The sequence below is a fragment of the Pseudomonas sp. NBRC 111140 genome, assembly GCF_001320885.1.
Lineage (GTDB): Bacteria > Pseudomonadota > Gammaproteobacteria > Pseudomonadales > Pseudomonadaceae > Aquipseudomonas > Aquipseudomonas putida_P.
Map to the genome: position 1 here is coordinate 1 of NZ_BCBQ01000064.1, position 12,430 is coordinate 12,430.

Annotated in this window: 12 protein-coding genes and 1 pseudogene; 6 read left to right on the forward strand and 7 right to left on the reverse strand. The window is 62.7% G+C overall.

Going from position 1 to position 12,430, the window contains the following annotated elements; translation table 11 throughout:
* From APH42_RS19285 to APH42_RS19295, 3 genes are all read left to right on the forward strand, one after another.
* Positions 1–819, forward strand: an 819-nt coding sequence (locus APH42_RS19285) for a glutamine synthetase family protein (protein WP_177336865.1), incomplete at its 5' end; no start/stop codon positions are given.
* A 4-nt stretch (positions 820–823) separates the two neighbouring features.
* Positions 824–1,591 (forward strand): gamma-glutamyl-gamma-aminobutyrate hydrolase family protein, encoded by a 768-nt coding sequence (locus tag APH42_RS19290; protein WP_012274829.1) that lies wholly within the window; start codon positions 824–826, stop codon positions 1,589–1,591.
* A 119-nt stretch (positions 1,592–1,710) separates the two neighbouring features.
* Positions 1,711–3,252, forward strand: a complete 1,542-nt coding sequence (locus APH42_RS19295) for an APC family permease (protein ID WP_012274828.1) — start codon at positions 1,711–1,713, stop codon at positions 3,250–3,252.
* 115 nt (positions 3,253–3,367) lie between these two features.
* Here APH42_RS19295 and gmk read toward each other — a convergent pair whose 3' ends face one another.
* Together gmk and APH42_RS19305 are read right to left on the reverse strand one after the other, a co-directional pair.
* Positions 3,368–3,988 (reverse strand): guanylate kinase, encoded by a 621-nt coding sequence (gene gmk / locus APH42_RS19300; RefSeq protein ID WP_012274827.1) that lies wholly within the window; start codon positions 3,986–3,988, stop codon positions 3,368–3,370.
* A gap of 13 nt (positions 3,989–4,001) precedes the next feature.
* On the reverse strand, positions 4,002–4,865 hold the full coding sequence (locus APH42_RS19305) for a YicC/YloC family endoribonuclease (RefSeq protein ID WP_012274826.1): 864 nt from the start codon (positions 4,863–4,865) through the stop codon (positions 4,002–4,004).
* 228 nt (positions 4,866–5,093) lie between these two features.
* Between APH42_RS19305 and rph the strand changes: the two genes are divergently transcribed.
* A complete protein-coding gene (gene rph / locus APH42_RS19310; RefSeq protein WP_012274825.1) occupies positions 5,094–5,816 on the forward strand; it encodes a ribonuclease PH in 723 nt (240 codons plus the stop codon).
* Between the two features lie 61 nt (positions 5,817–5,877).
* On the opposite strand, the gene APH42_RS19315 is transcribed toward rph, so the two are convergent.
* Entirely contained in the window at positions 5,878–6,657 is a 780-nt protein-coding gene (locus APH42_RS19315; protein WP_003253401.1) for an exodeoxyribonuclease III, read from the reverse strand.
* An 80-nt stretch (positions 6,658–6,737) separates the two neighbouring features.
* On the opposite strand from APH42_RS19315, the gene pyrE reads away from it, so the two are divergent.
* Entirely contained in the window at positions 6,738–7,379 is a 642-nt protein-coding gene (pyrE, locus tag APH42_RS19320; protein WP_003253405.1) for an orotate phosphoribosyltransferase, read from the forward strand.
* 79 nt (positions 7,380–7,458) lie between these two features.
* On the opposite strand, the gene argB is transcribed toward pyrE, so the two are convergent.
* From argB to coaBC, 4 genes and pseudogenes are all read right to left on the reverse strand, one after another.
* Positions 7,459–8,364, reverse strand: a complete 906-nt coding sequence (gene argB / locus APH42_RS19325) for an acetylglutamate kinase (RefSeq protein WP_004575216.1) — start codon at positions 8,362–8,364, stop codon at positions 7,459–7,461.
* 30 nt (positions 8,365–8,394) lie between these two features.
* A pseudogene (locus tag APH42_RS19330) lies at positions 8,395–9,762 on the reverse strand (phosphomannomutase/phosphoglucomutase); the annotation flags it as partial.
* A 144-nt stretch (positions 9,763–9,906) separates the two neighbouring features.
* Positions 9,907–10,362, reverse strand: coding sequence for a dUTP diphosphatase (dut, locus tag APH42_RS19335; protein WP_060494036.1), 456 nt, complete (start codon positions 10,360–10,362; stop codon positions 9,907–9,909).
* Between the two features lie 5 nt (positions 10,363–10,367).
* Positions 10,368–11,579, reverse strand: a complete 1,212-nt coding sequence (coaBC, locus tag APH42_RS19340; protein ID WP_012274821.1) for a bifunctional phosphopantothenoylcysteine decarboxylase/phosphopantothenate--cysteine ligase CoaBC — start codon at positions 11,577–11,579, stop codon at positions 10,368–10,370.
* A gap of 128 nt (positions 11,580–11,707) precedes the next feature.
* On the opposite strand from coaBC, the gene radC reads away from it, so the two are divergent.
* Positions 11,708–12,388 (forward strand): DNA repair protein RadC, encoded by a 681-nt coding sequence (gene radC, locus APH42_RS19345; RefSeq protein WP_060494037.1) that lies wholly within the window; start codon positions 11,708–11,710, stop codon positions 12,386–12,388.
* Positions 12,389–12,430: the final 42 nt, after the last annotated feature.

Below are 12,430 nucleotides of genomic sequence, written 5' to 3' on the forward strand. Positions count from 1 at the left end.
GCCGACTGCCTGCAGGACATGCTCGAAGCAGCCAAGGAACAAGGCCTGCCCGCCGACGCCATCGTCAAGGAAAGCGCCCCGGCGCAGTTCGAGGTCAACCTGCACCATGTGGCTGATCCGCTGAAGGCGTGCGACTACGCGATTCTGCTCAAGCGCCTGATCAAGAACGTGGCCTACGACCATGAAATGGACACGACCTTCATGGCCAAGCCCTACCCAGGTCAGGCAGGCAATGGTCTGCACGTGCACATTTCGCTGCTGGACAAGAAAACCGGCAAGAACATCTTCGCCAGTGACGACCCGCTGCAAAGCGACACGCTGCGCCACGCCATTGGCGGCGTGCTGGAAACCATGCCGGCGTCGATGGCCTTCCTGTGCCCGAACATCAACTCCTACCGCCGCTTCGGTGCGCAGTTCTACGTGCCCAATGCGCCGAGCTGGGGCCTGGACAACCGCACCGTGGCAGTACGCGTGCCCACCGACAGCAGCGACAACGTGCGCCTGGAGCACCGTGTGGCTGGCGCCGACGCCAACCCGTACCTGATGCTCGCCGCGATCCTTGCCGGTGTTCACCACGGCCTGACCAACAAGGTCGAGCCCCAGGCGCCGATCGAAGGCAACTCCTACGAACAGCTGGAGCAAAGCCTGCCGAACAACCTGCGCGACGCCCTGCGCGCGCTGGATGACAGCGAAGTTCTCAACCAATACATCAGCCCGGACTACATCGATATCTTCGTGGCCTGCAAGGAAAGCGAACTGGCCGAGTTCGAAGTGTCGATTTCCGACCTCGAGTACAACTGGTACCTGCACACGGTGTAAGCCCATGAGCGCAACTGCGGTCCCCTTGATCGGTGTCAGCGCCTGCCGTCAGCAGGTGGGGAAGAACTCGTCGCACACGGTGGGCGACAAGTATGTCGAGGCGGCCGGCTTTGCCGGCTTACCGCTGATCTTGCCGGCCCGTGATGGCGGCAGCGACACGCATGCGCTGCTGGCTCGCCTGCACGGCATTGTTTTTACCGGCTCGCCTTCAAATATCGAACCGCATCATTACAATGGCGCCCCCAGTGTGGCAGGTACCCGGCATGACCTGGCGCGTGATCGCCTGACCCTGCCGCTGCTGCAGGCGGCCATTGCCGCCGGTGTGCCGGTGTTCTGCATTTGCCGTGGCTACCAGGAACTGAACGTGGCCCTTGGCGGCAGCCTGCACCAGCGCGTGCAGGAACTGCCTGGATACCTGGATCACCGCGAACCTGAGGATGCCCCCCTGGAGGTGCAGTACGGCCCTCGTCACCCGGTCGGCATCGAGCCTGGCGGGTTGTTCGAGCGCTTGGGCCTGGCGGCGCAGTTCGAGGTCAACTCGCTGCACAGTCAGGGCATCGACCGCCTGGCCCCAGGCCTGCGCGTCGAGGCACGGGCCCCGGATGGCCTGATCGAAGCAGTGTCCATGCCCGACGCGCCGGGCTTTGTGCTTGGCGTGCAGTGGCACCCGGAGTGGCGCTTCAACGAAAACCCGGTCTCGCTGCGCCTGTTTCAGGCGTTTCGCGAGGCCTGCATTGCCTATGCAGCACGGGAGGGTGCACGGCAGGAATGATTCTGACGTCAGCCGAAGGTCTCGGATGACTTGTCCCCGGCAGCAAGCTTTCAATGAGTGAAAGCGGGCCTTGTACGCAAGGCCTGTGAAAACAATTCCAAAATTTACGGCAAATACTCATGAGCAATTATACAGAAGCCGGCCGCCCACCCGACGTGGCGGCCGACGCGGGCAACACTCAACGCAGCAAAGGCCTGGCCAAAGGCCGTTTGGGCTTGTTGGCCAGCGTGGTGCTGGGCATTTCCACCATCGCCCCGGTCTACACCCTGACCGGCGCCCTTGGCCCGACCGTGCGTGAGGTCGGTGCCCACCTGCCTGCCGTGTTCATCGTCGGCTTCCTGCCGATGTTGCTAGTGGCCCTGGGCTACCGCGAACTGAACTCGGCAGAGCCGGACAGCGGCACTTCGTTTACCTGGTCGGCGCGAGCATTCGGCCCGATGATCGGCTGGATCGGCGGCTGGGGACTGGTGGTTGCCACGACTATCGTGCTGTCGAACCTGGCGGGGGTGGCAGTCGACTTCTTCTACCTGTTCCTGGGCCAGATCACTGGCAAGCATGAGCTGGCGGCCTTGGCTGACAACCTGCTGATCAACATCACCACCTGTTGCGTGTTCATCGCCCTGGCGGTGTGGATCTGCTGCCGCGGTATAGCCACCACCATGACCGTGCAATACGGCCTGGTGGCCTTGCAGTTGGTGGTGTTGATCGGCTTTGCCGTTGCCGCCTTCGGCGGTACCACGGCGCCGCCACCGCTGGAGTTCGACTTCGCCTGGTTCAACCCGTTCGGCGTCGAGTCGTTCTCGGCCTTTGCCGCCGGGCTGTCGTTGTCGATCTTCATCTTCTGGGGCTGGGACACCTGCCTGACCGTCAGTGAAGAATCGGTGGGCAGCGAAGAGGTACCGGGCAAGGCCGCCACCTGGACCGTGATGCTGATTCTTGGCCTGTATCTGTTCACCGCCATCGCCACCCTGCAGTTCGCGGGTATCAGCGAAACGGGCCTGGGCCTGAACAACCCGCGTATCCAGGAGAACGTGTTCGCTCACCTGGCCGGCCCGGTCATGGGGCCGCTGGCGATCCTGATGTCCATCGCAGTGCTGGCCAGCACCGCGGCGTCGCTGCAGTCCACTTTCGTGGCACCGGCGCGCACCCTGTTGGCCATGGGTTACTACGGTGCGGTACCGCCGAAGTTCGCCAGCGTCTGCCCGCGTTCGCAAACCCCGCGCTACGCCACCATCTGCGCTGGCCTGGCGGCAGGGCTGTTCTACGTGACCATGCGTACCCTCAGCGAGAACGTGCTGGCGGATACCATCACCGCGCTGGGCATGATGATCTGCTTCTACTATTCGCTGACCGCGTTCGCCTGCGTCTGGTATTTCCGCGACAGCCTGTTCGACAGCCTGCGCCACTTCATCATGCGCGGCCTGTGCCCGCTGGTGGGTGGGGTGATCTTGTCGGTGATCTTCGCGCGTACCGCCATCGACAGCGCCTCGCCGGACTTCGGCAGTGGCTCGCATGTGGGCGGGCTGGGGCTGGTGTTCGTGATTGCCGCGATCATCTCGGTGCTGGGCATCGGGCTGATGATGCTGTCGCGCATGCGCGCGCCGGCATACTTCCTGGGGGCTACCCTGCGTCAGCAGGCTACCCTGCCGCTGCAGGAATAAAGCGGGGGGCGCTTTGCGCCCCTGGCGCGACACAAGGCCGCTCTCACAAGGAACTCAATCTCCTGTGGGAGCGGCCTTGTGTCGCGAAAGGGTCTCGAAGAGGCCCCATCAATCTTCAGCCGATCATTTGCTTCAGCAGCGCCGCATGACGCTGTTGCTGTTTCTTCAACAGCAGGCGATTGGAGCGGAACACCGCTTTCAAGTCTTCCAGCGCCACGTCGAAATCATCATTGATGATCACGTAGTCATACTCGTCGTAGTGCACCATCTCGCTGACCGCTTCCTTCATACGCCCGGCGATGATTTCTTCGCTGTCCTGCCCGCGGCCGTCCAGGCGCTGACGAAGCGCTTCCTGGCTTGGCGGCAAAATGAACACAGACAATGCCTGGGGCATCAGCTTGCGCACCTGCTGGGCGCCTTGCCAGTCGATTTCCAGGATCAGGTCATAGCCCTGGTCCAGGGTCTGCTGCAGCGCACTGCGCGAGGTGCCGTAGAAGTTGCCGAACACTTCGGCATGCTCCAGGAAGTCGCCTTGCTGGATCAGCGCCTTGAATTCTTCGTGGACCACGAAGTGGTAGTTCACCCCGTGTTCCTCGCCCGGGCGCATGGCGCGGGTGGTGTGCGAGACCGAGACGCGGATTTGCTGGTCGTCCTTGGTCAGGGCCGTTACCAGGCTGGTCTTGCCGGCGCCCGAAGGGGCCGAAACGATGTAGAGGGTGCCGCTGCTGTGGTTCATGGTCGGGGTGGCCTTACTCGATGTTCTGTACTTGTTCACGCATCTGTTCGATCAATACCTTCAGGTTGACCGCCGCTTGCGTGCTGCGTGGGTCGAAGGCCTTGGAGCCGAGGGTGTTGGCTTCGCGGTTGAGTTCCTGCATCAGGAAATCCAGGCGTCGGCCGGCGGCGCCGCCACCCTTGAGTACCCGGCGCACTTCGGTAACGTGAGTGCTGAGGCGGTCGAGTTCTTCGGCCACGTCGCTCTTCTGGGCCAGCAGCACCATCTCCTGCTCCAGGCGCTGCGGGTCCAGCTCGGCCTGCATATCGCCGAAGCGGTCGAGAATCTTTTGCCGCTGTGCTGCCAGCATCTGCGGGACCAAGGCGCGCAGGGTGGTGACTTCGCTGGCCATGTTGTCCAGGCGCTCGTTGATCAGCCGGGCCAGTTCCTGGCCTTCGCGCTGGCGCCCGGCCTTGAGCTCGGCCAGTGCTTCGTCGAACAGCGCCATGGCTTCAGCGTTCAGGGCCTGCGGGTCGCTGGTGTCAGCCACCAGCACGCCCGGCCACGACAGCACTTCCAGGGGGTTCAAGGGCGCTGGCTGCTTGATCAGGCTGGCGACTTCCTCGGCCGCGGCAACCAGTTGCGCGGCGCGCGCGTGGTCCACCTTCAGCGGTTTGCCGTTGCTGTCTTCGTTGAGGCGCAAGGTGCACTCCACCTTGCCTCGCGAAAGGCCCTGGCGCAGGCCTTCACGTACACCGCCTTCGAGGTCGCGCAGGGCCTCGGGCAGACGCAGGTGCGGCTCCAGGTAGCGGTGGTTGACCGAGCGCAGCTCCCAGACCAGGGTGCCTTGGCTGCCGGCGCGCTCGACACGAGCAAAAGCGGTCATGCTGTGCACCATGGGGAGTACCTCGCGTAGATGAATGAACGGTGGCAGCCTCTTGGCTGCAAGGCGCAGGATTGTAGCGCAGTGGGGCCGTGGCGCCCAATCCACCTATGTTACCGACGGGTGGCCGCGCAAGTAGGAAAAGGCGACGGGCTGTGCCGGGCGCGACAATAGGCATGTCTTCCCCAGGCTGCGGGCTCTATAATGCTCGGCAGATTCAAAGTCCCAGTACAGGTATCCCAGATGAAACGTCCAAGTGGTCGCGCCGCCGATCAGCTCCGCTCGATCCGCATCACCCGCAACTACACCAAGCACGCCGAAGGGTCGGTACTGGTTGAGTTCGGTGACACCAAGGTCATTTGCACGGTCAGCGTGGAAAACGGTGTACCGCGCTTCCTCAAAGGCCAGGGCCAAGGCTGGCTGACCGCCGAATATGGCATGCTGCCGCGCTCCACCGGCGAACGTAACCAGCGCGAAGCCAGCCGTGGCAAGCAGGGTGGCCGCACCCTGGAAATCCAGCGCCTGATCGGCCGTTCGCTGCGTGCGGCGCTCGACATGAGCAAGCTCGGTGACATCACCCTGTACGTCGACTGCGACGTGATCCAGGCCGATGGCGGTACCCGTACCGCGTCCATCACTGGCGCCATGGTCGCACTGTGCGATGCCCTGGCGGTGATCAAGAAGCGCGGTGGCCTCAAGGCCGGCAACCCGCTCAAGCACATGATCGCTGCCGTGTCGGTGGGCATGTACCAGGGCGAAGCCGTACTCGACCTGGACTACCCGGAAGACTCCGCTGCCGAAACCGACCTGAACGTGGTCATGACCAGTGCCGGCGGCTTCATCGAAGTGCAGGGTACTGCCGAAGGCGCACCGTTCCAGCCGGAAGACTTCAACGCCATGCTCGCCCTGGCGCAGAAGGGCATGAACGAGATCTTCGAACTGCAGCAGGCCGCACTGGCTGACTGACTGTTCCTGTAGATACGAAAAAGCCGACATCAATGTCGGCTTTTTCGTATCTGAACAGCACTCAGATGGTCAACGTCCAGTCATAGTCCACGATCAGCGGCGCATGCTGGGAGAAGCGCGGCTGACGCGGCAGGCGAGCATTGCGCACGAAGCGGCGCAGGCCCGGCGTGAGGATCTGGTAGTCGAACCGGTAGCCCAGGTTGAGCATCTCGGCCTGCTCGTTGTCTGGCCACCAGCTGTACTGGTCGCCTTCACGGCTGACTTCGCGCAGGGCATCGACGTAGCCCATCTCGCCAGTGATCGCATCCATCCAGGCGCGTTCCGGCGCCAGGAAACCCGGCGACTGCTGGCTGTCACGCCAGTTCTTGATGTCGAGCTTCTGCTGCGCCACGTAGAACGAGCCGCAGTAGATGTATTCGCGACGCTTGCGACGCTGCTTGTCCAGGTACTTGGCGAAGTCGTCCATCAACTTGAACTTCTGGTTCAAGTCTTCGTCGCCGTTCATGCCCGAAGGCAACAGCAGGCTGGCAATACTGACTTTGTCGAAATCTGCTTGCAGGTAACGCCCGTAGCGGTCGGCTGTCTCGAAGCCCAGGCCGGTGATGACTGCCTTGGGCTGCATGCGCGAATAAAGGGCCACACCACCTTGGGCGGGCACCTCCGCGTCGCAGGCATAAAGGAAATAGCCATCGAGCTGGAAAGCTGGGTCGTCGAGTTCAAAGGCCGAGGCGCGGGTATCCTGAAGGCAGATGACGTCGGCATTCTGGGCTTGCAACCAGCTGAGCAATCCACGCTCGGCTGCAGCCTGAATGCCATTAACGTTCACACTGATGATCCGCATAAATGGCCCCAAAAATCTCGTGCGTGTATGATACCCGAGCTCAACCCATTTAGCTAAATCCGTGGTATCCGGGACTATCCATGCAGCCGTATCAGCGCGACTTTATCCGTTTTGCCATCGATCGCGGGGTACTGCGTTTCGGTGAATTCACCCTGAAATCGGGGCGTACCAGCCCGTATTTCTTCAATGCCGGCCTGTTCAACACCGGTTCCGCATTGGCGGAGCTGGGGCGTTGCTATGCCGCCGCCATCGTCGACAGCAAGATCCCGTTCGACGTGCTGTTCGGCCCGGCCTACAAGGGTATCCCTTTGGCGGCGACCACCGCCGTGGCCCTTGCCGACCAGCATCAGCTCGACGTGCCTTGGTGCTTCAACCGCAAGGAAGCCAAGGACCATGGCGAAGGCGGCAGCCTGGTCGGCGCGCCGCTGGCCGGTGACGTGCTGATCATCGACGACGTGATCACTGCCGGTACCGCTATCCGTGAGGTCATGCAGATCATCAACGCCCAGCAGGCCAAGGCCGCTGGCGTGCTGATCGCGCTGAACCGCGAAGAGCGTGGCAATGGCGAACTGTCGGCGATCCAGGAAGTGGAGCGTGACTTCGGTATCCCGGTGGTCAGCATCGTTTCGCTGACCCAGGTGCTGGAGTTCCTGGCGGACGATCCGCAGCTCAAGCAGCATCTCCCGGCTGTAGAGGCGTACCGGGCGCAGTACGGGATCTGATCCCGGCCTGGTAACGAAAAAGGCGACCTTCGCAAGAGGGTCGCCTTTTTTGTATCACCTGTACCGGCTAATCGATCACTCAGCGCGGCTTGCGGTTGGTGATCAGGGTACCCACGCCGCTGTCGGTGAAGATTTCCAGCAGCACAGCGTTCGGCACGCGGCCATCGATGATGTGCGAGCTGTTCACGCCGCCCTGCACCGCATCCAGCGCACACTTGATCTTCGGCAGCATGCCGCCATAGATGGTGCCGTCGGCGATCAGTTCGTTGACCTGCTCGGTGGTCAGGCCGGTCAGTACCTGGCCCTGCTTGTCCATCAGGCCGGCGATGTTGGTCAGCAGCATCAGCTTCTCGGCCTTCAGCGCCTCGGCTACCTTGCCTGCCACCAGGTCGGCGTTGATGTTGTACGACTCACCGTTGGCGCCCACGCCGATTGGCGCGATCACCGGGATGAAGTCGCCTTTCACCAGCATGTTCAGCAGGTCGGTGTTCACGCTCACCACTTCGCCCACGTGGCCGATGTCGATGATTTCCGGGGTGGTCATCTCGGGCGTCTGGCGGCTGACGGTCAGCTTGCGGGCGCGGATCAGCTCCGCATCCTTGCCGGTCAGGCCGATCGCGCTGCCGCCGTGGCGGTTGATCAGGTTGACGATGTCCTTGTTCACCTGGCCACCCAGCACCATCTCCACCACATCCATGGTCGCCGAGTCGGTGACGCGCATGCCATCGATGAAGTGGCTTTCGATCGACAGACGCTTGAGCAGGTCGCCGATCTGCGGGCCGCCACCGTGGACTACCACGGGGTTGATGCCCACAGCCTTCATCAGCACGATGTCGCGGGCGAAGCCGGTCTTGAGCTCCTCGCTTTCCATCGCGTTGCCGCCGTACTTGATCACCAGGGTCTTGCCGACAAAGCGGCGGATGTAAGGCAGTGCTTCGGACAAAACCTCGGCTACATGGGAAGCGGCATCGCGATCGAGGGTCATGCAGGGCTCCTGTAAGGAACAGATAGTCGGTCAGAACGGCAGTTGCAGCTCAGGCTCAACCCGCAGCAACTGGGTACGGAATACATCCTTGATACGTTGCAATTCGGCGTCGCTGTCGGCCTCGAAGCGCAGCACCAGCACCGGGGTGGTGTTGGAGGCGCGAACCAGGCCCCAGCCGTGGGTGTAGTCCACCCGCACACCGTCGATGGTAGTCAGGCTGGCTTCGCCCCAGTCGGCGTCGCGTTGCAGTGCATCAATGATGCTGAATTTACCCTCGTCGGTCACATCAATATTGATTTCCGGCGTGGAAATATCGTTCGGGAAGGCGGCAAACAGGTTTTCGGCGCTCTGCCCGGCCTTGCTGAGGATCTCCAGCAGGCGCGCGGCGCTGTAGATGCCGTCGTCAAAACCGTACCAGCGTTCCTTGATGAAGATGTGACCGCTCATTTCGCCGGCCAGCAGCGAACCGGTCTGTTTCATCTTCTTCTTGATCAACGAATGGCCGGTCTTCCACATCAGCGCGCGGCCGCCGTGTTGCTCGATCAGCGGGGTCAGGCGACGGGTGCATTTGACGTCGAAGATAATCTCGGCACCGGGGTTGCGCGCCAGTACATCCTGGGCAAACAGCATCAGCAGGCGGTCGGGGTAGACGATGCTGCCCGTGTTGGTCACCACGCCGACGCGGTCGCCGTCACCGTCGAAGGCCAGGCCGATGTCAGCGCCGGTTTCCTTGACCTTGGCGATCAGGTCTTCGAGGTTTTCCGGCTTGCCTGGGTCTGGGTGGTGGTTGGGGAAGTTGCCGTCGACCTCGCAGAACAGCGGGATCACTTCGCAGCCCAGGGCTTCGATCAGCTGCGGTGCGATCACGCCGGCGGCGCCGTTGCCGCAGTCCACCACCACCTTGAGCTTTTTCGCCAGCTTTACGTCGCCGACGATCTGCTGGAAGTAGCGGTCAAGGATCTCGACCTTTTCCACGCGGCCTTGGGCCAGGGTCAGGTCGTTGGTTTTCAGGCGGGTCAGCAGGGCCTGGATCTGCTCGTTGGCCAGGGTGTCGCCGGCAATGACGATCTTGAAACCGTTGTAGTCCGACGGGTTGTGGCTGCCGGTCAGCATCACGCCGGACTTGCCTGCCAGCACATTGGCCGCGTAGTACAGCGCCGGGGTGGGTACCAGGCCAACGTCGCTGACCTGGCAACCGGCATCGACCAGGCCTTTGATCAGCTGTTCGACCAGCATCGGGCCCGACAGGCGGCCATCGCGGCCTACCGAAACCTGTGGCTCGCCTTGTGCCAGGCTCTGTGCACCGATGGCGCGGCCGATCCAGTAGGCGGTATCGGCATGAAGGGTTTTGCCGACCACGCCGCGAATGTCATACGCGCGGAAAATGCTGTCTGGTAGTGCGGCGGGGACCAGGTGGGCCATGTCGTTCATCTCTGGAAGCTCCAATAATCAAAGGCTTTCTGGGCAGGCGCAAACTGAACGCTTGGACGGTGCTTTCGCCAGAGAGTTCGCCATCCTTGGCCTGAACGGTCATTTGCCGGCTCAGTGGCTGCCGGAATGACCAAAGCCGCCAGCGCCACGCTGGCTTTCATCGAATGCTTCGACGATGTCGAAATGGGCCTGCACCACCGGTACCAGCACCAGCTGGGCGATACGTTCGCCAACTGCGATGGTGAACGGCGTGTTGCCGCGGTTCCAGCACGAAACCATCAGCTCGCCCTGGTAGTCCGAGTCGATCAGGCCGACCAGGTTGCCCAGCACGATGCCGTGCTTATGGCCCAGGCCCGAGCGCGGCAGGATGACTGCCGCCAGGCCTGGGTCGCCGATGTAGATCGACAGGCCGGTCGGAATCAGCAGGGTCTGGCCTGGCTCGAGGACGGTGTCTTCCTTGAGCAGGGCGCGCAGGTCCAGGCCGGCGGAACCGGGGGTTGCGTAAGTCGGCAGCGGGAATTCGCTGCCCAGGCGTGTGTCGAGGATCTTGGCTTGAAGAGCGTGCATGTAACTTATTGAACCTGGTTGAGCCGTTCGGCGATGAAGGCGACCAGTTGCCGGGCGATCTTGCCCTTGCTGGTCTGCGCGAAGAGAGTCTGGTGCTGCTGGCGGTCGATCACGGTCAAGGCGTTTTCTTCGCTGTTGAAGCCGATGCTGGGGTTGGCCACATCATTGGCGACGATCAGGTCGAGGTTCTTGTCCTTGAGCTTGCGCGTGGCGTAATCGAGCAAGTGCTCGGTTTCGGCGGCGAAGCCGACACTGAACGGGCGGTCGGCGCGGCCAGCAAGGGTGGCAAGGATATCGGGATTGCGCACCATCTGCAGCAGCATGCCGTCGCCGGTCGTAGGATCTTTCTTGAGTTTCTGTGTGGCAACCACTTCAGGACGGTAGTCCGCGACCGCCGCCGAGGCGATGAACAGGTCGCACGGCATGGCCGCTTCACAGGCCGCGAGCATGTCCCGCGCGCTGACCACGTCGATGCGGCTGACCCGGTCGGGGGTTGGCAGGTGCACAGGGCCGGTGACGAGGGTAACCCGAGCCCCGGCTTCGGCAGCCGCTTCGGCCAGGGCGAAGCCCATCTTTCCGGAGCTATGATTGGTGATGTAGCGCACCGGGTCGATGTTTTCCTGGGTCGGGCCGGCGGTGATTAGCACGTGCTTGCCGGTCAGTGCCTGGCGCTTGAAGCTTTCTGCGGCGCACCAGGCCAGGTCGGTGGCTTCGAGCATGCGGCCAAGCCCCACGTCACCACAGGCCTGGCTGCCGGAGGCAGGGCCGAACACCTGGATGCCACGGCTCTTGAGCAGCTCAAGGTTGGCTTGTGTAGCCGGGTCGCGCCACATGGCCTGGTTCATGGCCGGGGCGACGGCGACGGTGGCGTCGGTGGCCAGCACCAGGGTGGTCAGCAGGTCGTCAGCCATGCCTTGGGCCATGCGCGCCATGAGGTCGGCCGTGGCCGGGGCGATCAGCACCAGGTCGGCCCACTTGGCCAGTTCGATATGGCCCATGGCCGCTTCGGCGGCCGGGTCCAGCAGGTCCATGTGCACCGGGTGGCCCGACAGCGCCTGCAGGGTCAGCGGGGTGATGAACTCGGCCCCACCACGGGTCATGACGACGCGCACTTGCGCGCCGTGCTCCAGGAGACGGCGAATCAGCTCGGCGCTTTTGTAGGCGGCAATGCCGCCACCCACGCCGAGAACGATGCGCTTGCGATACAGCCGCTGCATAGGCTTGCCTTTTTCCAGTGAGAGCGGGCGGCGACGTTTGAAATTGCCTGCGGCAGTACGTCGCATGTACGAGGCGAAATAGATTAACACAGGGTCGAAATGGGCCGCAGCAAGGGCAGGGGGCGGGGATGAATATCAGGGAGTGGCCGGCGGAAGAACGGCCTAGGGAGAAGTTGTTGCAGCGAGGGGCGGTGGTGTTGACGGACGCCGAATTGCTTGCCGTGTTGCTGGGCTCTGGCGTTGCCGGGCGCAATGTGCTGGATCTTGCGCGGGCATTGCTGGTGCGTTTTGGCGGGCTCAGGCCGTTTCTGGAGGCTGATCGCGAAGCGGTGCTGCGCGAGCCGGGCATTGGGACCGTGAAGTATGCACAGCTACAGGCACTTCTTGAGATTGGCCGGCGTTATCTGGGTGAAAACATCAAGCGGGCAGAGGCTCTGGATGGTCCATCGGCTGTGCGGCGTTATCTCAAGGCCATGCTGCGACATGAGGCCAGCGAAGTGTTCGGATGTCTGTTCCTGGACACCAAGCACCGGCCATTGGCTTTTGAAATTCTGTTCAGGGGCACGATAGACCGGGCGAGTGTATACCCGCGAGAGGTGGTGCGACGGGCACTGCTGCATAACGCGGCAGCGTTGATCCTGTGCCATAACCACCCCTCCGGCAACAGTCAGCCGAGCCAGGACGATGTGCATTTGACCCTGTCGTTGAAGCGCGGGCTGGCGTTGATCGATGTGCGGGTGCTGGATCACATCATCATCGGTGATGGGGAGCCGTTGTCGATGGTCGAGCAGGGGTGGATCGTGGCTTAGGCCTTTGTGCTGCCTATGCCTGCCTCTTCGCGGGCTTGCCCG